At 63.3% G+C, this 22,829-nt stretch carries 23 protein-coding genes and 1 riboswitch; of the genes, 13 read left to right on the top strand and 10 right to left on the bottom strand.

Annotated features, from left to right (window positions below; genetic code table 11):
- Nucleotides 1-32: 32 nt before the first annotated feature.
- Nucleotides 33-575 (bottom strand): 6,7-dimethyl-8-ribityllumazine synthase, encoded by a 543-nt coding sequence (locus QYQ99_RS19560; RefSeq protein ID WP_302089623.1) that lies wholly within the window; start codon nt 573-575, stop codon nt 33-35.
- A gap of 90 nt (nt 576-665) precedes the next feature.
- Nucleotides 666-834, bottom strand: a riboswitch (FMN riboswitch).
- Between the two features lie 258 nt (nt 835-1,092).
- On the opposite strand from QYQ99_RS19560, the gene QYQ99_RS19555 reads away from it, so the two are divergent.
- Together QYQ99_RS19555 and QYQ99_RS19550 are read left to right on the top strand one after the other, a co-directional pair.
- The gene (locus tag QYQ99_RS19555; protein ID WP_302089622.1) at nt 1,093-1,719 is read left to right on the top strand and encodes a hypothetical protein; all 627 of its coding nucleotides are present in this window, start codon (nt 1,093-1,095) and stop codon (nt 1,717-1,719) included.
- Between the two features lie 107 nt (nt 1,720-1,826).
- A complete protein-coding gene (locus QYQ99_RS19550) occupies nt 1,827-2,513 on the top strand; it encodes a DUF4124 domain-containing protein (RefSeq protein WP_302089621.1) in 687 nt (228 codons plus the stop codon).
- Nucleotides 2,514-2,633: 120 nt separating this feature from the next.
- Here the strand turns inward: QYQ99_RS19550 and QYQ99_RS19545 are convergent, their stop codons facing one another.
- Nucleotides 2,634-3,581, bottom strand: coding sequence for an SDR family oxidoreductase (locus QYQ99_RS19545; RefSeq protein ID WP_302089620.1), 948 nt, complete (start codon nt 3,579-3,581; stop codon nt 2,634-2,636).
- Between the two features lie 108 nt (nt 3,582-3,689).
- Between QYQ99_RS19545 and QYQ99_RS19540 the strand changes: the two genes are divergently transcribed.
- Nucleotides 3,690-4,736, top strand: coding sequence for a CDP-6-deoxy-delta-3,4-glucoseen reductase (locus QYQ99_RS19540; protein WP_302089619.1), 1,047 nt, complete (start codon nt 3,690-3,692; stop codon nt 4,734-4,736).
- A 120-nt stretch (nt 4,737-4,856) separates the two neighbouring features.
- Nucleotides 4,857-5,825, top strand: a complete 969-nt coding sequence (locus tag QYQ99_RS19535; protein ID WP_302089618.1) for a Bug family tripartite tricarboxylate transporter substrate binding protein — start codon at nt 4,857-4,859, stop codon at nt 5,823-5,825.
- Between the two features lie 115 nt (nt 5,826-5,940).
- Here the strand turns inward: QYQ99_RS19535 and folK are convergent, their stop codons facing one another.
- From folK to hda, 4 genes are read right to left on the bottom strand one after another with little or no spacing between them, the layout of a single operon-like run.
- Complete coding sequence (folK, locus tag QYQ99_RS19530) at nt 5,941-6,453, bottom strand: 2-amino-4-hydroxy-6-hydroxymethyldihydropteridine diphosphokinase (RefSeq protein ID WP_302089617.1); 513 nt, start codon at nt 6,451-6,453, stop codon at nt 5,941-5,943.
- Complete coding sequence (gene pcnB / locus QYQ99_RS19525; RefSeq protein ID WP_302089616.1) at nt 6,446-8,011, bottom strand: polynucleotide adenylyltransferase PcnB; 1,566 nt, start codon at nt 8,009-8,011, stop codon at nt 6,446-6,448. The genes folK and pcnB overlap by 8 nt, the downstream gene beginning before the upstream one ends.
- Nucleotides 8,008-8,709: an HAD family hydrolase gene (locus tag QYQ99_RS19520; protein WP_302089615.1), complete on the bottom strand. Its 702-nt coding sequence runs from the start codon at nt 8,707-8,709 to the stop codon at nt 8,008-8,010. The genes pcnB and QYQ99_RS19520 overlap by 4 nt, the downstream gene beginning before the upstream one ends.
- 57 nt (nt 8,710-8,766) lie before the next feature.
- Nucleotides 8,767-9,465 (bottom strand): DnaA regulatory inactivator Hda, encoded by a 699-nt coding sequence (gene hda / locus QYQ99_RS19515; RefSeq protein ID WP_003070849.1) that lies wholly within the window; start codon nt 9,463-9,465, stop codon nt 8,767-8,769.
- 357 nt (nt 9,466-9,822) lie between these two features.
- On the opposite strand from hda, the gene purM reads away from it, so the two are divergent.
- The gene (purM, locus tag QYQ99_RS19510) at nt 9,823-10,875 is read left to right on the top strand and encodes a phosphoribosylformylglycinamidine cyclo-ligase (protein ID WP_302089614.1); all 1,053 of its coding nucleotides are present in this window, start codon (nt 9,823-9,825) and stop codon (nt 10,873-10,875) included.
- Nucleotides 10,876-10,912: 37 nt separating this feature from the next.
- Entirely contained in the window at nt 10,913-11,971 is a 1,059-nt protein-coding gene (locus QYQ99_RS19505; protein WP_302089613.1) for an AI-2E family transporter, read from the top strand.
- Between the two features lie 24 nt (nt 11,972-11,995).
- Here QYQ99_RS19505 and QYQ99_RS19500 read toward each other — a convergent pair whose 3' ends face one another.
- Nucleotides 11,996-12,844, bottom strand: a complete 849-nt coding sequence (locus QYQ99_RS19500; protein ID WP_302089612.1) for a SirB1 family protein — start codon at nt 12,842-12,844, stop codon at nt 11,996-11,998.
- A 104-nt stretch (nt 12,845-12,948) separates the two neighbouring features.
- Nucleotides 12,949-14,514 (bottom strand): murein biosynthesis integral membrane protein MurJ, encoded by a 1,566-nt coding sequence (murJ, locus tag QYQ99_RS19495; protein WP_302089611.1) that lies wholly within the window; start codon nt 14,512-14,514, stop codon nt 12,949-12,951.
- A gap of 233 nt (nt 14,515-14,747) precedes the next feature.
- Here murJ and rpsT point away from each other — a divergent pair, with 233 nt between their 5' ends.
- From rpsT to QYQ99_RS19480, 3 genes are all read left to right on the top strand, one after another.
- A complete protein-coding gene (gene rpsT, locus QYQ99_RS19490; protein ID WP_003052598.1) occupies nt 14,748-15,041 on the top strand; it encodes a 30S ribosomal protein S20 in 294 nt (97 codons plus the stop codon).
- 324 nt (nt 15,042-15,365) lie between these two features.
- Nucleotides 15,366-17,060, top strand: coding sequence for a malate dehydrogenase (quinone) (mqo, locus tag QYQ99_RS19485; RefSeq protein WP_302089610.1), 1,695 nt, complete (start codon nt 15,366-15,368; stop codon nt 17,058-17,060).
- 111 nt (nt 17,061-17,171) lie between these two features.
- Nucleotides 17,172-18,548, top strand: a complete 1,377-nt coding sequence (locus QYQ99_RS19480) for an MATE family efflux transporter (RefSeq protein ID WP_302089609.1) — start codon at nt 17,172-17,174, stop codon at nt 18,546-18,548.
- 79 nt (nt 18,549-18,627) lie between these two features.
- Here the strand turns inward: QYQ99_RS19480 and QYQ99_RS19475 are convergent, their stop codons facing one another.
- Entirely contained in the window at nt 18,628-18,954 is a 327-nt protein-coding gene (locus QYQ99_RS19475; protein ID WP_003052588.1) for a DUF3579 domain-containing protein, read from the bottom strand.
- Between the two features lie 236 nt (nt 18,955-19,190).
- On the opposite strand from QYQ99_RS19475, the gene QYQ99_RS19470 reads away from it, so the two are divergent.
- From QYQ99_RS19470 to QYQ99_RS19455, 4 genes are all read left to right on the top strand, one after another.
- Nucleotides 19,191-20,387: an aspartate aminotransferase family protein gene (locus QYQ99_RS19470; protein WP_302089608.1), complete on the top strand. Its 1,197-nt coding sequence runs from the start codon at nt 19,191-19,193 to the stop codon at nt 20,385-20,387.
- A gap of 17 nt (nt 20,388-20,404) precedes the next feature.
- Entirely contained in the window at nt 20,405-21,325 is a 921-nt protein-coding gene (argF, locus tag QYQ99_RS19465; protein WP_302089607.1) for an ornithine carbamoyltransferase, read from the top strand.
- Nucleotides 21,326-21,712: 387 nt separating this feature from the next.
- The gene (locus tag QYQ99_RS19460; RefSeq protein ID WP_003078629.1) at nt 21,713-21,976 is read left to right on the top strand and encodes a hypothetical protein; all 264 of its coding nucleotides are present in this window, start codon (nt 21,713-21,715) and stop codon (nt 21,974-21,976) included.
- A gap of 120 nt (nt 21,977-22,096) precedes the next feature.
- The gene (locus QYQ99_RS19455) at nt 22,097-22,462 is read left to right on the top strand and encodes a YkgJ family cysteine cluster protein (RefSeq protein WP_302089606.1); all 366 of its coding nucleotides are present in this window, start codon (nt 22,097-22,099) and stop codon (nt 22,460-22,462) included.
- A 166-nt stretch (nt 22,463-22,628) separates the two neighbouring features.
- Here QYQ99_RS19455 and QYQ99_RS19450 read toward each other — a convergent pair whose 3' ends face one another.
- Nucleotides 22,629-22,823 (bottom strand): hypothetical protein, encoded by a 195-nt coding sequence (locus QYQ99_RS19450; protein ID WP_302089605.1) that lies wholly within the window; start codon nt 22,821-22,823, stop codon nt 22,629-22,631.
- Nucleotides 22,824-22,829 lie beyond the last annotated feature (6 nt).

The following is a 22,829-nucleotide window of genomic DNA, read 5'->3' as shown; positions in this document are numbered from 1 at the left end:
GACTGGGGCGTTCTTGCATCAACACATTCCGCTCAGGCTGCCTTGGCATGCAAGAATGCATCCACCTTGGCATGCTGGTCCAGCGTGCTCAGGCAGGCATGGGCCACTTCCACGCCCTTCTTCACAAAGTGCTGGCGGAAGAACTCCACATGATCGCCATGCTCGTGGAAGTCGCGCGGTGTCAGCACGGCGGAGAACACGGGTACTTCGGTATCCATCTGCACGCGCATCAGGCCGTCGATCACGGCCGTGGTCACGAATTCATGGCGATAGATGCCGCCGTTGACGATCAGCGCCGTGGCGATCACGGCGTCGAAACGGCCGCTTTGCGCCAGCTTCTTGGCCAGCAGCGGGATTTCAAAGGCACCGGGTACGCTGAAATGCGTGATGTTGGCGGCTTGCATGCCCTGCGCCTGGAGTTCGGCCTGGGCAGCATCGCGGGCCTGGTAGACCACTTCGGTGTGCCAGCTGGCGCTGATGATTGCAATGCGGCTGCGGCCGGCCACGGCCTTCCAGGGCGTGCCTTCGGAAGTCGCGTGAGTGGCGAAGTTCATGGAGATAGGGGTCTGATTCATGGTGGTATTTCCAGAAAATTCCAATGAATCAGGGCGTGCGCATGAACACCTGCCCATGCGGCAGCGACAGCTGCATCACGGACCGATGCTGCGCGATCTCTTTCATCCGGACTATGACCGTCGGCTCTGGCATCTCACCAGATCTGCTGACCCTGCAGTCTCTGGCGAGACTGCAGGCGCTCGCGGGCTGCTGCAGTCAATGCAAGGCATTGCCGCAGATACCGCCGGTGGGGAATTGCACCCCGCCCTGAGAACGCTGCTTTACGGTGAACCTGGAGGCACCGCAAGACGAGGTCATTCTAGCGACGCTTTGGCAGCGCTCCAGGCAAAAGGGTCACCATGGCGTCAACCTGGGCGTCAACCTGAAAATTCAATAAAAACTGCCTTGATCGCTCAGCAGCCAATCGCAAGTAGCTCTCATTGAATGAGCAGACAGCCCAATGAGGTCAACCCGGAGCAGCCGCCAAACGTTAAGAGCACAAGGCATTGCGCCCACCCACACTTCACCAGACAAGCCATGAAACCAATCTTGCAGGCCTTGATGTCCACCTCCATACGCTTGGCCAGCATGGGGGGGTTGGCGGTGCTGTGCACTGCCTGCGCGGTTCCCGGCGAGTTCGAATCCGGCTATGGCGGTGGTTACGGTGGCAGCTATGGCTCCACCACCATTTACAGCCCGCAGCCCGCTTATCCCGCCTACCCGGTCTATCAGGGTCAGGAGCGCAATGACTGGGCCTGGCGCGAGCGTGAGCGCCGTCAGTGGGAACGCCAGCGCGAACTGGAACGTGATCGCGCCCAGAACATGCGCGATCGCGAACAATGGCAACGCCAGATGGAGCGCGACCGCGATCAGCAACAGCGCGAGCAGCAGCGCATGCAGGATCAGCAACGCCGCGAATGGGATCGCCAGCAATCCCAGAATCGTCGTGATCAGGACCAGATGCGCCGCCAGCAGGAGCGTGAACAACAGCAGCAGTCGCAGCAACGCGAGCGTGAGCGCATGCAGGCCGAACGTGATCGCCAGCAACAGTCCCGCGACCGCCAACCACCAGACCGCCAACAGCAAGACCGCGAACGTGAGCATGATCAGCGCCAGCGCGAAGGCCAGCAACAGCGCTTTCCTCTTCGCGGTGACTGGCGGTGACTGGCGGTGACTGGCGCTGACCGGACGCTGCGGCGCGGCACCGCTTCTACTTTTCCTGCCGCCACTTCATAATTTGCAGGCACTCAAACGCCTTTGAAGGAGCGGTCATGCCAGAGCCCCTATCTCCCGCCGTCACCATGCGCAGGCTGCCGCTGGGCTTGCTCGTGGGCTGGGTGCTGATCGCAGGCACGGCCCAGGCTCAGGTCATGCGCTGTGTCGATGCCAAGACCGGCGAGGTGACCTATACCAATGGCCGCTGCATTTCGGGCGAAATGAGCACGCAGATTCAGGCGGCAAAGAGCGCCGAGGAAATTGCGGCCGAGCGTGCCAATGCCAGCCAGGCGCGGGAGCGCAGCAAGGCTCAGATGGAGCGCGACGATGCCCAGCGCCGCCAGCGTGAAGAGCAGGAGCGCAAGGAACGCGAGGCCGCCGAGAGAGCCCGGGCCCGGGCCGGAGTCAATCTGGAAAACACGCCCGCCTGCCGCCAGGCCCGCGAGCGCTACAACGCCATCCTGGCCGAAGCCAGCCCCGACCCAGCCACCTGGGGTGAGCGCAGCCAGGCGGCCCAGGCCCAGATGGAGATGAGCTGCCTGGGCGCTGCCGCCTACCAACAGTTGCAGCAAAGCCGGGCCCTGCATCCCAATGCCATCAACCGCCCGCAGTGGGGCTATGGCCATCCTCCCAACCGCTACCCGCCGGCACGTCCCACGCCATCGCAGCCGCCCGCCAAGATCGTCAACTGCAATGTCTTCCGCTGCTATGACAACCGCGGCGGCGTTCATCCGATACCGTAATCCCCCTGAAGCGCTTTGCGCCTTCCTCCAGGGGAGGACAGCTTCGCCGCGAGGCGGCGCTTGCTTGGTCACCCCTTGCTTGGCCGAGCCCATGTTTGAAGCTCGTGCTCTTGGCTCTGCCTAGCTTTGCAGGCCCTCGGTCACCGTGGGATAGCGCAGCCTGAGTCGCAACTCACGCTTGAGCCGCTGATTCGACAGCCGCCGCGACTCGCTCATGAAACTCAGCAGACTCGTCGGCAGTTCTGTCTGCGCCTGCTCGCGCGAAATGCGCGGCGGCCGGGCCAGGCCGTAGAGATCGGCCGCCAGATCGAAGTAATCCCCCATCTTCAGCTGCGTGTCGTCGCTGGCGTGATAGATGCGCTGCGGCTTGCCGCGCCACAGCGCAAGCAGGCAGGCACGTGCCAGATCGTCGGCATGAATATGGTTGGTATAGACGTCGTCGCCGGCCTGCAGCACGGCGGTGCCTCGCTGCAGCCGGGCGCGGGGCGTACCGCCCTCACGATCCGGGGCGTAGATGCCGGGAATGCGCAAGATGCTGGCCCGCAGACCCAAGCGACCAGCAAAGCGCACGGCGAGCTCGGCATTCACACGGCGCTGAGCTCTGGCGGTCGTCGGCGCGACGGACCGGGTCTCGCTCACCCACTGCCCCTCGCAGTCGCCATAAACGCCCGAGGTCGATGCATAGACCAGGCTGCGCGCCAGACTGCGCAGGCGCAGTGCCCGCATCAGCGCCGTGCTGCGGGTGTCCTGCCAACTGTTGACATCCCCGACGGTCGGTGTCGCAGGCGGCGCCAGATGCAGCACCCGCGTCGCAATACCTGCCAGCCTGCGCAGGCTGGCAGGCTCATCCAGATCCCCCCACAAGGGCTTCACGGCCTGGGCATGCAGTTGCTCGAACCGAGCTGAGCTGCGGCTCAGGGCCAGCACCTGAATGCCGTGCCTGCCACGGCCTGAAGCGACCAGCAATCGGGCCACGCGCTGACCCACATCGCCGTAGCCGACGATCAATAAACGTTCACGACGAAAGCGCGCTGGCAGCGCGCCCAATGGGCTTTGGTTTGAAGGCAAAATCGGGACCTGCTGCGTACAAGTTCTAAGGAGCCAGCGCCGTTGCGGCAACTGCTGCAACGTGGACAAAAGGCTGCCGGATACGCCTTCAAGGATAACCAAAACGTCATGACCGAGATTGCCCACGCTTCGTTTGAAATTACCGTCCAGCCCAGCGGACGTGCTTTTGCCACTCAGGGCGCTGAAACCATTCTGGCCGCAGCCATTCGCACCGGCGTCGGCCTCCCGTATGGCTGCAAGGACGGTGCTTGCGGCTCCTGCAAGTGCAAGAAGCTCAGCGGCGAAGTCAGCCACGGCACGCACTCGGACAAGGCTCTGACAGCCGAAGAGGAAGCCGGCGGCTATGTGCTGACCTGCTGCGCCACGCCCCACAGCGATGTGGTGCTGGAGTCGCGCCAGGTCACGGACGCCAGCTCCTTTCCCATCAAGAAGATGCCCGTGCGCGTGGCCGCTCTCGAGAAGAAATCGCATGACGTGATGCAGGTGCGCCTGCAGCTGCCGGCCAGCGAGAAGTTCCGCTACCACGCCGGCCAGTATGTGGAGTTCATCCTGCGCGACGGTGCCCGCCGAGCCTACTCCATGGCCACCGCGCCCCATGTGCAGGAGACGGCGCCCGGCATCGAGCTGCATATCCGTCACATGGAAGGCGGCAAGTTCACCGATCATGTCTTCGGCGGCATGAAGGAAAAAGAAATCCTGCGTGTGGAGGGCCCGTTCGGCAGCTTCTTCCTGCGCGAGGACTCGGACAAGCCCATCATCTTGCTGGCCTCGGGCACGGGCTTTGCCCCCATCAAGGCACTGATCGAGCATATGCGCCACAAGGGCATCAACCGCCCCGTCACACTGTACTGGGGTGGCCGCCGTCCCGCCGACCTGTATGACGCCAGCTGGATTGCCGAGCACACGGCCGCCATGCCCCAATTCAAGTATGTCCCCGTGATCTCCGACGCCCTGCCCGAAGATGCCTGGACGGGCCGCACCGGCTTTGTCCACCAGGCCGTGCTGGACGACTTTGCCGATCTGTCCGGCTACCAGGTCTATGCCTGCGGTGCCCCCATCGTCGTGGATTCGGCCCGCGCCGCTTATACCAGCGAACGCGCGCTGCCTGCCGAAGAGTTCTACGCCGACGCCTTCACCTCCGAAGCGGACAAGTAAGAACGCTGTTTTGCGCAAACCCCGATGCATTCCATGATGCATCAGGGTTTACGCGCAGTTTTCTTGCACAAGTAACCACCAGTTTCAGAGCTGCTGCAATTTTTTGCACAATAGCGCTCTATGAACCGTAGAAACAGCCTTCTCTCGGTCATGGCGGCCGTTGCTGCCTTGGCCTCGCCCCTCTCTCAGGCCCAAGAACCCATCCGTCTGATCGTGCCCTATGCGCCCGGTGGTCCGCTGGACATCACCTCGCGCGCACTGGCAGAGCGGGTGCGCGATTCCCTGGGCGTCGTCATCATCGACAACAAGGCGGGTGCCGGTGGCAATATCGGAGCCGACGCCATTGCCAAGGCCCAGCCCGACGGCCTGACCATCGGCCTGGCCGCCACGGCCACCCATGCCGTCAACCCCTGGCTCTACACCAAGATGCCCTATGACGCAGGCAAGGACTTTGCGGGCATCACCCAGATGGTGCGCGTGCCCAATGTGCTGGTGATGAATGCCGCCAAGGCCGAGCAGCTCAAGATCCATAGCGTGGCCGATCTGATCGCCTACGCCAAGAGCCATCCCGGCAAGCTCAACTACGGCAGCGGCGGCAATGGCTCCGCAGGCCATCTGGCAGGCGAGATGCTCAAGCAAAAGGCCGGCATCTTTGCACTGCACGTGCCCTACCGTGGCGCCAACCCCGCCCAGTTGGCCTTGCTGTCTGGCGAGGTGGACTTCAATATCGACAACCTGGCTGCGGCCGCGCCCAATATCAAGAGCGGCAAGCTCGTGGCTCTGGCGGTGACTTCGCTCAATGCCTCGCCGCTGCTGCCCGGCGTGCCCGCGCTGTCCAAGAGCTACCCCGGTTTTGCCATCGACACCTGGTGGGGACTGGTAGCCCCGGCCAGCACCCCAAAGCCCGTGCTGGACAAGCTGAGCAAGGCCTTCAATGATGCCCTGCAAGCGCCGGAAACCAAGACCCGCTTCAACGCCCTGATGGCCGAACCCGTGGGCTCCACGCCCGCCGAATTCGACAAGTTCATGGCCGCCGAGCGCGCCAAATACCAGCCCATCGTCAAGGCCTCCGGCGCCAAGGTCGACTGACAGGCCCCGACGCTGATTGAAAAAGCCCCGGCAGCCTTGCGGCCCCGGGGCTTTTTATAGGTGATTTCAGTCTCTATCGCCTGCCAGGCAAGCGCGACAAGCTCTCCACTCAGAACTACGCTGACTGCGCTGTCCACCAACCCTGAGCCAGACTGCGCTCTATGCCCTGGTCTGCCACGGCCTGCAGTTGATCGGCACTCACGCTGCCAGGCGCGATTTCGGCCAGCGGCAGCAGCACAAAGGCTCGCTGCCACATGCGCGGGTGGGGAAGAATCAGCTCGGGATCGTCCGACTGACGGTCGCCCCATAGCTCGATATCCAGGTCCAGCGTACGCGGTGCATTGCGGTAGGGACGCTCACGCCCGGCCTGCAGCTCGATCGCCTGAAGCGCGTGCAGCAGATCCAGCGGTTCCTGTCCGGTGCGCAGCAGCGCCACCGCATTCAGATAGTCAGGCCCGGAAGAATCAATGGGTTGGCTGCTGTAGAGCGAGGACACGGCCAGCAGCTCGGTCCGGGCCAGCCCGGCCATCGCCGCCACGGCCCAGGACAGGGTCTGGCGTGCATCACCGAGGTTGGCCCCGAGACCGACTGCCACCGTGTCGGCCGCCAGGACGGCTGGTCTATTCATTACCACCATCAACAGGAGCAGCACCTGCGGATGGTTTGCGGCGACGGCGGCGACGCTTTTTGGGAGCAGCGGCATCGCCTTCTGCGGCCACCAGATCCAGCGGATTGTCCTGCTCGCCTTCGGCTTTTTTCTTGGCCACGCGATGCACCTTGGGCACGGTCTGCTGCTGGGCACGCTGACGGGCGCGCTGTTCATCGCGGGCCTGGGCGATCAGGTCGTCGCGCTGGGCATCGTCGGCCTGCTGGAACTCCTGCCACCAGCTGGCCAGACTTTCCTCGACCTCGCCGATATCGGCGCGCAGGCGCATGAAGTCAAAACCGGCACGGAAGCGCGGCTGCGCCACCATGGAGTGCGGGGTGGCTCCGGTGCGCTTGTCAAAGCGCGGCTGCATGACCCAGATTTCGCGCATATCGGCAGCCAGCTTGCCCCGGCCCGAGACATCGCCGATGCGCTGATCGAACACTTCGTCGATCGACTCCTGCAGCGCAGGGAAAGGGTGATAGCTCTTGGCCAGACGCTTTTCCCAGCCTTGCTTGACATCCTGCCAAAGCACGCAGGCCAGCAGGAAGCTGGGCGCCACGGGCTTGCCTTCGGCCACACGGCGATCGGTATCCATCAGTGCGGCCTGCACGAAGGGATGGTCGGCGCGCTCCATCACCACGTCCAGCAGCGGATAGATGCCGCGCGACAGACCCAGCTCCTTGAGCTGAGCCACCGAGGCCAGCGCATGACCGGTCTGCAGCAGTTTGAGCATTTCGTCGAACAAGCGGCTTTGCGGCACTTCCTGCAGCAGCGGCTCGCACTCGACCAGGGGTTTGGCCGTCTTGGCTTCGAGCTTGAAGCCCTTGCCACTGAGCTTGGCGGCAAAGCGCACGGCACGAATGATGCGCACCGGGTCTTCGCGGTAGCGCGTGGCCGGATCGCCGATCATGCGCAGCACCTTCTTCTTGGCGTCCGCTATGCCGCCGTGATAGTCGACCACGATCTGTGTCTCGGGGTCGTAGTACATGGCGTTGATGGTGAAGTCGCGGCGTGTGGCGTCCTGATCCTGCGGGCCCCAGACGTTGTCGCGCAGCACGCGGCCGCTGGCATCCACGGCATGTTTCAGCCCTGCCAGCTGATTCTTGCTGGTGCGTTCGTTGCCGCTGACCTGCTCGGCCGCGCTGTTGTCCAGAAAGGCGCGGAAGGTGGAGACCTCGATGACTTCGTTTTCCCGGCCACGGCCGTAGACCACGTGCACGATGCGAAAACGCTTGCCGATGATGAAGGCGCGGCGAAACAGGTTCTTGACCTGCTCGGGCGTGGCATCGGTGGCCACGTCGAAGTCCTTGGGACGCAGGCCCAGCAGCAGGTCGCGCACGGCGCCGCCGACGATATAGGCCTCGTAGCCCGAGCTCTTGAGGGTCTGCACCACGTCGATGGCGCGTCGGTCAACCAGATTCGGGTCTATGCCATGCACCTGAACCGGCACTTCCTCACGCTTGCCGAACTTGGGCTTGCGCGAGCGGGGGGCTGCGGGCGCCTTGCCCAGCAGCTTGTCAATAATGGTCTTGATCATGGTGCTTCGCTAAATAGGTCCACGATGCGCCAGCCGCGTTCCTCGGCCAGGGCACGCAAGCGCGCATCGGGGTTGGTGGCCACTGGGTGATCCACTTTTTCAAGCAGGGGCACATCGTTCATGGAGTCGCTGTAGAAGGTCGCCTCGACGTCCTCCCAGCGCAATCCGCGCTGGGTCAGCCATTCGGTCATGCGCACGACCTTGCCTTCGCGCATATTGGGAATACCGTCAATCTCGCCCGTGAACCAGCCGCTGCCATCACGCACCAACTCGGTTGCCAGCAGATGCTGCACGCCGAAGGCCTGGGCGATGGGGCGCGTCACAAACTCGTTGGTGGCAGAGGTGATGACCACGGTGTCTCCCGCATCCAGGTGCTGCTGCACCAAGGCCAGAGCGGCAGGCTTCATTGCAGGGCGAATCACCTCGTCCATGAAGCGCTGATGCGCGGCCGTGGCTTCAGCCTCGCCACGCTGCACCACGGCAGCCGTGGCAAAGCGCACATAGTCGGGGATGTTGAGACGACCGGCCAGATAGTCGTCAAAAAAGGCATCGTTCTGGCGCCCGAACTCCTCGCGGTCGCACCAGCCGATGGCAATGGAGAACTCGCCCCAGCCATGGTCGGAGTCCAGCGGCAGCAGCGTATGGTCCAGGTCAAACAGGGCCAGCCTGGGCTTGATAGCCAATTCAGAAGTCGACATGCAAATCCAACAAAAAGTGCTGTGGCATGGCCAAAGCGGGGAGCGTGAGCAAAGGCCTCACTCGGTTTCCAGCATGGTCTTGAGCAGCGGGATGGTGATGGCGCGCTTGTTGCGCAGGGCAAAACCGTCCAGCATGTCCAGCAGCTGCATCAGCGAGCCCAGGTCACGCGAAAAGCGCCTGAGCATGTAATCCATCACTTCGTCGCTCAGGAACACGCCACGTGCATCGGCTTCCTGACGCAGCACGGCACGCCGTGCCGACTCGTCGAGCAGATGCAGCTGATAGACATGACCCCAGCCAAGACGGGTGCGCAGGTCCTCGCGCATCTTGAGATCGGCCACCGGCAACTGGCCCGCCGCCAGCACCCAGCGCGGCAGGCCGGTGGCTGGACTGGTGGCGTTGACAAACCAGTTGAAGGCACGCGCCTGCTGGAACGGGGTGTAGATGTCCACGTCGTCCATCAGCACGGCGGCCCAGCGCTCGTCGAACTCGGGCGGGAACGGAGTGGATGCATCCATCCAGCCCACCATGGCTCCTTGCTCGCGCAAAGCTTCACGTACCGCCTTGAGCAAATGACTCTTGCCGGACCCTGCCTCGCCCCAGAGATAAGTAGGCACTGGCGTGCGCGACTGCTGTAACTGGCCATCGCCCACCCAGTGACGCAGGTGATCGATCAACGCAGCATTGGGGCCGACAAAGAAACGCGCGAGCGTCGGGCCGGGCGCCATGCTGATATCCAGAGCCAGTTGCTTCATCTGCGACATACGCGCAGCGCCCCCTTTCCTGGGCACTCAAAAGCCCATGCGGCGAAATCTGGCAGGAGATTCATCAGCATCAATGGTGGAAGAAACAAAGGCCCGGACGCGCATTCAGATCAGGCCCTGCAATATGCCCTAGCGTGATCACTCGGTAACAAAAGCCCCAATTTTAGTCTGCACTCGCAGCCCCCGAGCGGCTTCGGGCTGATTTTGCCTACTGCCGTTGTTGTAGTCAGGCCATGAATGCTCCAGCAAAACCCTTTGACGCATGTCCGGGCGCCCCCGCTGAATGGGCAAGCGCCGTAGAATCCCGGGGTTTCCGCCCAGCTGGGCGCCCCCGCACCGGATCCATCGATGAGCTCTTCCGCATCTTCCTCTACCCCCATTTCCTACAAAGACGCCGGTGTTGACATCGACGCAGGCGACGCCCTGGTCGAACGCATCAAGCCCCTGGCCAAGAAAACCATGCGCGAAGGCGTGATGGCCGGCATCGGCGGCTTCGGCGCCCTGTTCGAAGTGCCCAAGCGCTACAAGGAACCCGTGCTGGTGTCCGGCACCGATGGCGTGGGCACCAAGCTCAAGCTGGCCTTCGAGTGGAATATGCACGACACCGTGGGCATCGACCTGGTGGCCATGAGCGTGAACGATGTGCTGGTGCAGGGTGCCGAGCCCCTGTTCTTCCTCGACTATTTCGCCTGCGGCAAGCTGCATGTGGACACCGCTGCTGCCGTGGTGGGCGGTATTGCCAAGGGTTGCGAGCTGTCCGGCTGCGCGCTGATCGGCGGTGAAACCGCTGAAATGCCCGGCATGTACCCCGATGGCGAATACGATCTGGCCGGCTTTGCCGTCGGTGCCGTCGAAAAGTCCAAGATCCTCAGCGGCCAGAACGTCAAGCCCGGCGATGTGGTGCTGGGTCTGGCCTCGCACGGCGTGCACTCCAACGGTTTCTCGCTGGTGCGCAAATGCATCGAGCGCGCAGAAGCCCAAGGCACCGTGCCCGAAACTCTGGACGGCAAGCCCTTCAAGGCCGCCATCATGGAGCCCACCCGTCTGTATGTGAAGAACGTGCTGGCAGCGCTGGACAAGCACCCCATCAAGGCCCTGGCCCACATCACCGGCGGCGGCCTGCTGGAGAACATTCCCCGCGTGCTGCCAGAAGGCACCGCAGCCCATCTCAAGGCTGGCAGCTGGCCTCAGACCGAGCTGTTCGCCTGGCTGCAAAAGACCGCCGGCATTGACGACATCGAGATGAACCGCACGTTCAACAACGGTATCGGCATGGTGGTTGTGGTGGCCGCTGAAGACGCACAAGACACGGCAGCCACGCTGGCCGAGCTGGGTGAGAAGGTCTACAGCATTGGAGCCATCACGGAAATCGGCTCCGGCAAGCCCGTTGAAGTTCGCTAAGCAAATCTTCATCACAGCCCCTCTACTCCGAGCCTGAATGACGCAGCATTTGCCCGCCCCCATCACTACGCAACCGGGCCCTTCGCCCAAGGTCATATTGGCCAGTTACATATTGATGGGAGCAGCATTGCTGCTCGTCATGCATCAGGGAATACTCCCCGGCCTGCTGTGTGTGTGCGTAGGCTTCATGCTTACCCGCTCGCTGTCGCGCCTGCTGTCACGCGCCAATCCTCGCGCCTTTGCCAGCAACCGGCTGCCACACTGGGCCCAGGTGGTGGCCACCACCATCGTGATTCTGGCGCCACTGGCCCTGCTCAGCGGTGCCCTCTCCCAGACCCGGACCTATATCACCGAAGCCCCTGCCCAGTACAAGGAACTGCTGGACTATCTTGCGGCCACGGTGCTGGAGCTGCGAGAAAAACTGCCTTCGGACATTGCCGATCAGCTGCCTGACGGCGCCCAGGAAATTCAAAGCAAGCTGGCCGGCTATCTGGCCGCCAAGGCCGGCGTGCTGGCCACTGCGGGCCGCGCCTGGCTTACCGGCCTGCTCTATGCCTATGTGGGCCTGATCATCGGCGCTCTGGCCGCCGTGCGCCCCATCGCCACGCGCCACCCGCCCCTGGTGCAGGCACTGCAGCAGCGCATCGGGCACTTTGCCCTGGCCTTCAAGCAGATCGTGGCGGCCCAGTTCTGGATCGCTGCCTTCAACACCTTGCTGACGTCCATCTTCCTGCTGGCCATATTGCCGATCTGGAAGCTGCAGCTGCCCTACACCCCCGCGCTGATCACGCTGACTTTCATCGCCGGACTGATCCCCATCGTCGGCAACCTGCTGTGCAACGCCGTGCTGACGCTGGTCGGCCTGTCGGTGTCGCCCGTGGCCGCCGCCGCCTGCCTGGGCTTTCTGATCCTGATCCACAAGGCCGAATACGTGATCAACGCCAAGGTCGTGGGCACACGCACGCATATGGGCGTGTGGGAGCTGCTGGCCGTGATGTTTGTGGCCGAGTCCGTCTTCGGCCCCGCAGGTCTGGTGGCGGCGCCGCTGTTCTACGCCTATCTCAAGAAAGAGCTGGAAGCCGCACAGCTGGTGTAGGCAGGCTGCTTGCCACCAAGGCGTTCAGCCCGTGCGGCGCAGCCTGGCGATGGTCTTGACGATGTAATCGACCTCCTGCCCTTGCGCAGCGGGCGCATAACGCTCCAAGTCCAATAGCGCTCTTTCAATCACTCCCCATTGGGCATACGCCATACCGCGGTCCCGGAACAGCTCCTCGCGACCGGGCTGCAGCAAGATCAGGCGATTGAGCACGGCCACCAGCATGGGCCAGTCTTTCTGGACCTGATGAATCTCCTGCAGATTGCGCAGCATGCGCGCCACGACATCGCGCGGATGAGCGGCCTGCAGATACAGCCCCAGCGGCGGTGCATCGTCGGGCGTGATGCCGGCCTGATCGAGAAACGGCTGCAGGCGCTCTGCCAAGGCGCTGGCGGAGTAGGAGTCGCCTGTCAACGGGTCCTGCACCACCTGCCCCTGAGGCAGCATGACCTTGACCAGAAAATGTCCTGGAAAGCCGATGCCCTCCACCGTCAAACCGATGCCGGCAGCCAGCTCCAGCCAGATCAGCGCCACGCTGATGGGAATGCCGCGTCTTGTCTGCAGCACATGGTGGATATAGCTGTTGGCGGGGTCGTAATAGTTGTTGAGGTTGCCGGCAAAGCCCAGTTCGCCATAGAAGAACTTGTTGAGCGCACCGAGCTTGCGCAAACCGTCCTCCTCGCCTGCCAGACGCTGCACCAGGCGCACTTGCAGCCTGTCCAGCTCGGCCAGCACGGCTTGCAGGTCAAGATCAGGCTCGGCATCCTGAGCAATGCTGATGGCGGCTTCCATCAAGGCAAAGTTTTCATCACTCTGCACCAGGGACGCAAAATACTGCAGGGCCGTGGGGTACTCGTCTATCGTCCAGCTCATAGGCTGATTTGTAAGCCGCCTTGGCAGGTCATGCAAGCGAAATCCCCTTGATACGCCTGTAAAACCTGCGCTGTCCGCTCACTTTTCCATGAGCAGCCCAGGCTTTAACGGCGCAGCAACTGACGCAGATTCAGGCCTGACAGCTTCAGCGCGCCGAAGTAGAGCGCAGCGGCCCCGGCCATCATGGCGGCCAGCAGCGCTGCACGCAGCAGGCCATTGCTGCGCAGGCCCACCCAGTCGAAGTGCTGACTGCCCCAGAGCAGCAGCACCGCCAGCAAGGCGCTGGCCGCGATCACCTGCAGGATGAACTTCAGCCACCCCGGTCCGGGCTTGTAGGTGCCGCGACGCAGCAGGCCGATGAGCAGCCAGGTCGCATTGACCAGCGCAGCCAGACCGATGGACAAGGCCAGCCCCGTGTGCTTGAGCCAGGGCACCAGCACCAGATTGAGCAGTTGCGTAATGACCAGCACCACGATCGCGATCTTCACGGGTGTGCGGATGTCCTGGCTGGCGTAGTAGCCGGGCGCCAGCACCTTGATGGCCACCAGACCCAGCAGGCCGGCGCCATAGCCCATCAGTGCCAGGGCAATCTGTCCCACATCGCTGTCGTGCAAGGCACCGCGATGGAACAGCGTGGCCACCAGCGGCGTGGCAAAAGTCAGCAGTCCCACGGCGCAGGGCACGGCCAGCAGCACCACCAGTCGCAGCCCCCAGTCCAGCATATTGGAGTAGCGCTCGCCATCCCCGGCCGCCTTGGCGGACGCCAGCTGCGGCGTCAGCACCACCCCCAGGGCCACGCCCAGCAAGGCCGTGGGAAACTCCATCAGACGGTCGGCATAGAACAGCCAGGTCACGCTGCCGGGCGCCATATAGGAGGCGATCTGGGTGTTGATCATCAATGAGACCTGGGCCACGCCAACCCCCAGCAGCGCCGGCCCCATCAGCGCCAGGATACGGCGCACGCCTGCCTCGTCCCAGGCTGCGCGAATGGCTGCGGGCGAGAAGCCGATGCGCGGCATCAGCCCCATGGAGCGCAGCGCAGGAATCTGCACCGCCAGCTGCAGCACGCCGCCCAGCATCACGCCGCCGGCCATGGCATAGATAGGTTCTATGCCCTGCTTCTCGAACCAGGGCGCTCCCAGCAAAGCGGCCACGATCATGCTGAGATTGAGCAGCACGGGCGTGGCTGCCGACACAGCGAACTTCTTCCAGGTATTGAGAATGCCTGCCGACAGAGCCACCAGCGACATGAAGCCGATATAGGGGAACATCCAGCGCGTCATCACCACGGCGGCGTGATAGCCGTCGGGCGACTGGCGCATGCCGCTGGCCAGCAGCCAGACCAGCAGCGGAGCGCCGATCACGCCCAGCACGCAGACCACCAGCAAAGCCCAGAACAGCATGGTCGCGACATGGCCTATCAAATGTCGCGTGGCCTCCTCACCATCCCGGGTCTTGCTGGCGGCCAGCACCGGCACAAAGGCCTGACTGAAAGCCCCTTCGGCAAACAGACGGCGAAAGAGATTGGGAATTCTGAAGGCGACATTGAAGGCATCGGTCAGCGCATTGGCGCCGAACATGGAGGCCATGAGCAGATCGCGTACCAGCCCCGAAACACGGGAGGCCAGCGTCAGAAGAGATACGGTGGAGGCGGCTTTGAACAGTGACACGCAGCGAAGTGTATGCGTTCAGGCCAGCCGCTGCTTGCCCAGATCGCGGTGCCTTGCACTCTGTAGCAAACCACACTCTTCGACCAGGCACACCCTCACACCAGGACAGCGAGCAAGAGCCGCCTCGCAGCGCAGCTGTCGTCCCCCCTTGGGGGAAGCAGCAAAGCTGCACAGGGGGTGATACAATCCACGGTTTTGCTGACATCATCCTCAGACACACAAGGAAATAAATCATGGCAACTAAAGCCAAAAAGAACCCCCGCCTGGCTTCTGGCCGCAAGCGCGCCCGCCAGAACGTCAAGCTGAACGCTGCGAACACTTCGCTGCGTTCCAAGTACCGTACTGCTGTCAAGAATGTCGAGAAGGCTGTTGTGGCCGGCGACAAGACCAAGGCAGCTGAACTGTTTGCCAAGGCTCAGTCCGTGATCGACGCGATCGCTGACAAGGGCATCTTCCACAAGAACAAGGCAGCTCGTGACAAGAGCCGCCTGTCCGCCAAGGTCAAGACCCTGGCTCTGGCTGCTTAATACCAGCCTCCCTCAAGCACGGATGACTTCGGTCATCTGCCGTTTGTAACGGGTGCGCTGTCAGCAAAAACATCAAAACCGCCCTAGGGCGGTTTTTTTGTTGTCCGCGCTCGACAGTTGCCTGCCTCATCAGCGCATGCGCAAACCGCACCCCCTCTATCACAAAGCACCCTAATACGAATTGATTAGCGTCAGATTTTGACTTCCCTAGGACAATCCCCAAGTCGGGGAGTCTCATGTCTTTTATAGGACTTGCCCCGTATCTTCGCAAAAAGCCTGCTGCCTGCCCGCAGGCTTTTTTGATAGTCAAGTCTAGAAAAAGTCATGAAAAAGTCGATCAAAGCAGGACTGGGAGCCGTCGCGGCCCTGGTCCTGGCCGCGCTGTTATTTTTATTTTGGCCAATATTTCCTCGATCCGTGCCCAAGGCCGAGAACGAGCAGCCCGTCGATGTAGTGATGGTAGGCGCCGGTGTGATGAGCACGACGCTGGCCACCTACCTGCAGGAGCTGCAGCCCGACTGGAAGATCGAGGTCTTCGAACGCCTGGACGGCGTGGCCCTGGAAAGCTCCAACGGCTGGAACAACGCCGGCACCGGCCACTCGGGCTTTGCCGAACTCAACTACACGCCCCAGCTGCCCGATGGCAGCGTGGAAACCAAGCGTGCCGTGGGTATTGCCGAGCAGTTCGAGGTGACGCGCCAGTTCTGGGCCCACCAGGTCGGCCGCGGCCACCTGCAGTCGCCCGAGACTTTCGTGAACGCCACGCCCCATATGAGCTTCGTCTGGGGTGACGACAACATCGCCTTCCTCAAGAAGCGCCAGCAGGCCCTGGTCCAGAACCCCCTGTTCTACGGCATGGAGTACTCCGAAGACCAGGCACAGATCAAGAAGTGGGCCCCGCTGATGATCGAAGGCCGTGACCCGGCCCAGAAGATCGCCGCCACCTACATGCCCCTGGGCACCGACGTGAACCATGGCGTCTGGACCGAGCAGCTGATGGCCTCGCTGCAGAAGAGCCCCAACTTCCAGCTGCACCTGCAAAGCGAAGTCACGGCCCTGCGCCAGAACGCCGACAAGACCTGGAACGTGACCGTGGCCGATCTGGCCAAGGGCGGCCAGGAAAAGACCGTCAAGGCCAAGTTCGTCTTCGTCGGTGCCGGCGGTGCCGCACTCAAGCTGCTGCAGGCCTCGGGCATCCCCGAATCCAAGAACTACGCCGGCTTCCCCGTGGGCGGCCAGTTCCTGGCCATCGAGAACCCCGAGCTGGCCAAGCGCCACGACGTCAAGGCCTACGGCATTGCCTCCACCGGCTCGCCCCCCATGTCCGTGCCCCATCTGGACGCCCGCCAGCTCGACGGCAAGCCCGTGGTGCTGTTCGGCCCCTTTGCTCTGGCCACCACCAAGTTCCTCAAGAACGGCTCCTGGTGGGACCTGTTCTCCTCGGTCACCCATGACAACCTGATGGGCATGCTGCGCGTGGGCATCCACAACCTGGACCTGGTCCAGTACCTGATGCAGCAGGCCGAGCTGACCGACGCCGACCGTCAGGCCGTGCTGGCCCAGTACTTCCCCGAAGCCAAGCGCGAGGACTGGAAGCTGGTCACCGCCGGCCAGCGTGTGCAGATCATCAAGCGCGACCCTGAAAAAGGTGCCGTGCTGCAGTTCGGCACCGAAATCGTGGGCTCGGAAGACGGCAGCATCGCCGCCTTGCTGGGTGCCTCGCCCGGTGCCTCGACCGCTCCCCACATCATGCTGAACCTGCTCAAGAAGTCCTTCCCCGAGCAGATGGCCAGCACCGAGTGGAAGGCCCACATCCAGCAGATCGTGCCCTCCTACGGCCGCAAGATCAACGAGGATGCTGCCTATACCAACGAGATCCGCCGCATGACCAGCTCGGCCCTGAAGCTGCCCTATGTGGATGTCCCTGCCAATCTGGGCAAGAAGGCCGAAGCGGCTCCCGCGCCTGCCGCAGCTCCCCACAACCCCACCCAGCTGAACAAGGAAATGCAGGCCCTCTAAGCCCAGCTCTCCCCGCACCGGCGCGCCGGTGCCCGCCCCGCCGGCCTGTGCCGCGCGGGGCTTTTTCTTGCAGCGCTCGCTGCCCGGGGTCTTCGGGCCTTGTTTTCCTCCATGCACCTGCCCCTGACCCATGCACCGATAGGCCGCGCCCTGCTGCGTTTTTCCCTGCCTCTGTGGGGCGGCTATGTGCTGCAGTCGCTCAACACCTCGGTCAATGCCTTCTGGATCGGACGCCATCTGGGCGAGAGCGCACTGTCTGCGGCCGTGCACGCCAACAATCTGCTGTTTGCGCTGATTGCCCTGGTCTTCGGCATCAGCCAGGCCGCCAATCTGCTGGTAGCCCAGGCCGTGGGCGCGGGCCGCTGGGCTCTGGCGCGGCGCATCACGGGCAGCAGCGCCAGCCTGTTCCTGGGCATGTCCCTGCTGATGGTCGCTGTGGGCTGGCCGCTGGCCGCCCCCTTGCTGGGCGCCATGGGCGCAGCGCCCGCCACCGCCGCGCTGGCCGTTGACTATCTGAGGGTGCTCTTTCTCGCGCTGCCACCCATGCTGCTGCTGATCTTCGTGGCCGCCGTGCTGCGCGGCACGGGCGACAGCCGCACGCCTTTCGTGGCCCTGTTGGCCGTGGCACTGGGCGATGCCCTGCTCAACCCCTTGTTCATCTTCGGCGCCGCCCCCCTGCCAGGCCTTGGCATGGCAGGCTCGGCGCTGGCCACCCTGGTGGCCAACAGCCTGGGCCTTGCAGGCCTGCTGGCCTGGATACGCTGGCAGCGCCTGCCGCTATGGATAGGCTGGTGCCAGCGCCGCCATCTACGGCCCGAGCCGGCGCTGGTGCGCTGCCTCGTCACCAAGGGCCTGCCCATGGGTCTGCAGATGCTGGTGGTCTCGCTCTCCCTGGTGCTGATGCTGGCCCTGATCAACACCCATGGCGCCCAGGTTTCAGCCGCCTACGGCGCGGCCCTGCAACTGTGGGCCTATGTGCAGATGCCGGCCATTGCCGTGGCCTCCGCCTGCACCACCATCGCCGCCCAGAACGTGGGGGCCGGCCACTGGCTGCGTGTGGCGCGCACGGCGCGTGCCGGCGTGGCCTGCCACCTGTTGCTGACCGGCGCCTGCGTGACCCTGATCCTGGCCTGCGACCGCAGCGTGCTGGCCCTGTTCCTGCCCGAGGGCAGCACGGCCCTGGAGCCCGCGCGCCACCTCAATCGAATCGTGCTGGGCTCGTTCATGCTACTGGGCGTGAGCAGCGTGCTGGCCGGCGTGGTGCGCTCCACGGGCGCGGTGCTGGCCCCTCTGGCCATTCTGACCGTGACGCTGTGGGGCCTGCGCCTGCCCCTGGCCTGGGGGCTGCAGCCGCTGTGGGGGCAGGATGCGCTGTGGTGGAGCTTTCCGCTCAGCGCGCTGGCATCCATGCTGCTGTCCGTCGCCCACTACCACTGGGGCTCCTGGCGCCGGTCACGGCTGCTGGACAGCACGACAGCGCAGAGCTAGACCTGCAGCACGCAGAGACAAAAAAAGCTTCCCGTGGAAGCCTTTGTCGTTTGCGCGGCACCTCTGGGCACCTGAAAAATCACTTCTTGCCGGCTGGCAGCTTGTCAGGCAGCAGGCAGGCCTCGGCCACTTGCAGATCGTTGTCCTTGGCGAAATTCAGGCAGAAGTCCCAGGCCATGGGTTCGTAGTCGCGCAGATCCCGGTTGATGACCACGCATTTGGTGCCGTTCATCACCGTGGGCACGCACCAGGGAGAGTAGCTCAGATGGCTTCCGGCGCAGGCACCGCCAGGGCGAAACTGACTCATGACCCCGGCCAAGCGCTCGGCCCAGTCGCTGGGTCGAAAGGTTTTTCCGGCATGGGTCATACCCATGATGAACAGTTCTTTGCTGGAAGGGGTAACCATCAAATATTCGCCAAAAAGATCCGGCAACCAGGCGGGATCCCCGCCAACATGCCTAAACGAGCATTCTAACTCTTGTATAAGAGCCATGCTGTCAACCCCACAATGGCGTAGGTTGATTGCATGGCAGCGATGCGCAATCCGCAATGTTGGGGTTATCCGGGCACTCTAGAATCAAAGCTCGCATTTTTCAGGTGCCGCAGTGCACCGTTGACCTTCCTTCTCAGGAGATTCTTGCAATGACCGCTTTCATCGAGGCAGCTTCGCCCCACGTTATGCCCACTTACGGCCGCGTACCCATCGCGCTGGAGCGCGGCCAGGGCTGCCGCGTTTGGGACGTGAACGGCAAGGAATATCTGGACGCGCTGGGCGGCATCGCCGTCAACACCCTGGGCCACAACCACCCCAAGCTGGTGCCCGCGCTGCAAGATCAGCTGACCAAGCTGATCCACACCTCCAACTACTACCATGTGCCCGGCCAGGAAACCCTGGCCAAGCTGCTGACCGAGCGCTCGGGCATGACCAATGTGTTCTTCTGCAACACCGGCCTGGAAGCCAACGAGGCGGCCATCAAGATCGCCCGCAAGTACGGCGTGGACAAGGGCATTGCCAAACCCGAGATCGTGGTCTATGACCATGCTTTCCACGGCCGCTCCATCGCCACCATGAGCGCCACGGCCAACCCCAAGGTACGTAACGGCTTTGGCGATCTGCTCGCAGGCTTCACGCGCGTGCCCCCCAATGACTACGAAGCCCTGATCGACGCGACCGAAGGCAATCCCAACATCGTTGCCATCATGATGGAGCCCATCCAGGGCGAAGGCGGCCTGCACCCCATGCGTGCCGACTACCTCAAGAAGGTGCGCGAGCTGTGCGATGCCAATGGCTGGCTGCTGATGATGGACGAGGTGCAGGCCGGCATGGGCCGCACCGGCAAATGGTTTGCCCACCAGTGGGCCGGTATCACCCCCGATGTGATGACCCTGGCCAAGGGCCTGGGCTCTGGCGTGCCCGTGGGTGCCGTGGTGGCGCACAAGGCCGCTGCCGAAGTGCTCAAGGCCGGCAACCATGGCTCCACCTTTGGTGGCAACCCGCTGTCCATGCGTGCCGGCGTGGAAACCATCCGCATCATGGAAGAGGACGAGCTGCTGTCCCATACCACGGAAGTGGGCGAATATCTGAAAGCTAAACTGCAGGCTGAACTGGGCGGCCTCGAAGGTTTTGTCGAAGTGCGCGGCCAGGGCCTGATGATTGGCGTGGAGCTGACCAAGCCCTGCGGCCAGCTGATTGCGCAAGCTGCCGAAGCCGGACTGCTGCTGAGCGTGACCGCCGACACGGTGATTCGCCTCGTGCCGCCGCTGATCCTGAGCAAGCCCGAAGCCGATGAAATCGTCGCCAGGCTCAAGCCCCTGGTTCAAGCCATTCTGGCAGCCTGATCCTCAAGGAATACTGCATGAAGCATTACCTGCAATTTAGCGACTTCACCGCCGACGAATACGACTACCTGCTGGAACGTGCAGCCCTGATCAAGAAAAAATTCAAGGGCTACGAAAAGCACCACACGCTGACCGACCGCACCATGGCCATGATCTTCGAGAAGGCCAGCACGCGCACGCGTGTGAGCTTCGAGGCCGGCATGTACCAGCTCGGCGGCTCCGTGGTGCATCTGACCACCGGCGACAGCCAGCTGGGTCGCTCCGAGCCCATCGAGGACAGCGCTCGCGTCATCAGCCGCATGACCGACCTGGTCATGATCCGCACCTTCGGTCAGGACAAGATCGAGCGCTTTGCCGAGTTCTCGCGCGTGCCCGTCATCAACGGCCTGACCAACGAGTTCCACCCCTGCCAGATCCTGGCCGACATCTTCACCTTCATCGAGCACCGCGGCTCGATCAAGGGCAAGGTCGTCGCCTGGGTGGGCGACGGCAACAACATGGCCAACACCTGGCTGCAGGCCGCCGATCTGCTGGGCTTCACGGTCCATGTCAGCACGCCCGGCGGCTACGAGGTGGACGAACAGCTGGCCTTCAACGGCAAGCCCGTCAACCCCGGCTGCTACAAGGTGTTCAAGGACCCCCTCGAAGCCTGCAAGGGCGCCGATCTGGTCACCACCGATGTGTGGACCAGCATGGGCTACGAGGCCGAGAACGAAGCGCGCAAGAAGGCTTTTGCCGACTGGTGCGTGGATGCCGAGATGATGGCATCTGCCAAGGCCGACGCCTTGTTCATGCACTGCCTGCCCGCTCACCGCGGCGAGGAAGTGGAGGCCGAAGTCATCGACGGCCCCCAATCCGTGGTCTGGGACGAGGCAGAGAACCGCATGCATGTGCAAAAGGCACTCATGGAGTACCTTTTGCTCGGTCGCGTGGACTGATGGCGCAGACATCGGTGCACGCGGCGGCTCGCCAGAGCAAGCATGCGTTCCGGGCGCAGGCTCATACCCGCTTGGCGGGTGTGAAGCGGCAGCATGCCGCGTGCCAAAGCCAAAATCGCATGCATGTGCAAAAGGCACTCATGGAGTACCTTTTGCTGGGTCGCGTGGACTGATGGCGCAGACATCGGTGCACGCGACGGCTCGCCAGAGCAAGCATGCGGTTCGGGCGCAGGCTCATACCCGCTTGGCGGGTGTGAAGCGGCAGCATGCCGCGTGCCAAAGCCAAAATCGCATGCATGTGCAAAAGGCACTCATGGAGTACCTGCTGCTGGGTCGCCAGCCAGGCTGATTCGCCGCGTCCGGGCTCATCTGCATACCTTCACCTCCATGCACCTGAGCCACATCACATCCCCACACCGCCAGAGGGCCCTGCGCCAGCTGGCGGTGTTTCTGTTTCCGCTGCGCCCCGCCCAGGGCGATGCCCGCTACGGCCAGCGCGGCGGGCTGCTGGCGCTGCGCCAGCCGCATATGGCACGCCACACGCGCGTGCCCTCCTTCTTCGGCCCGCGCAAATCCTTTGCCGCGCGCGTGCGGGCGCTTTATGTGCGCATTCACACCTTCTATCTGAAGTTTCTTCAAGGCCACACCTAGTGGCCCGGCACCGCAGCCGCAGGCAGCCCTGCGCGCTGGCTTCTCCCCTCGACCTCGAACAGCCGTCCTTGCCCAAGGAGGACGGCGCGAACCCGATGCCTGAACCCTTGAAGAAACACGATGTCCGAATCCGTCCACCCCTGCCTGAACTGTGGCGCCTGCTGCCAGAACTATCGCGTGGAGTTTTCCATTTACGAGCTGCAATCCATGGGCGGCACCGTCCCCGATGAGCTGGCCCACGAAGTGCCCGGCAAGGGCAACCGCGCGCGCATGAACGGCACGGAGCGCCACCCGGTGCGCTGCGTGGCGCTGCGCGAGCTGCCAGAGGTCGGTGCGGGCTGCATAGGCTGCGGCATCTACGAGCAGCGCTCGCGCCCCTGCCGCGACTTTCCGTTTGCCTCCTATGGCTGCCACGACACGCGCGCGAAGTTCGGCCTGTCGGCGCTGAGCGAGGAAGAAGTCCAGCCCTGGCTGGAGGCTGCCTGAGCTTTCGGCAAGCCGCCAAGCGCCAGCACCAGCGCTAGTGCTATCAAATAAAAAGCTGCCTGCGCTTGTCAATCAAGCACTTCAGATACAAAAACATCTGAAATGCATAGATGACAAGCGCAGGCAGCTATGTTTTTAGCTGATGCGCTCAGGTCTCGCCAGTGTTTCAGGCCTTGCGGGTGTCCGAGCAGCTGTCGCCGCCACAGGCGCTGCAACCGCCGCAGCTGCCGCTCTTGCCCGCCGGCGCCAGCGAAGGATGAACCCGCGTCAGCTTGCTGCGCAGACCGACCGGCATGAAACGCCAGGCCAGCGATACGGCGGCCACCAGCACGATGGCGCCCACTATCAGTTCCTGCCACATAGACAA

The sequence above is a fragment of the Comamonas testosteroni genome, assembly GCF_030505195.1.
Classification (GTDB): Bacteria; Pseudomonadota; Gammaproteobacteria; order Burkholderiales; family Burkholderiaceae_C; genus Comamonas; species Comamonas testosteroni_G.
Note: the sequence above shows the minus strand (reverse complement) of the source record. Positions and strands in the feature narration are given on the sequence as shown.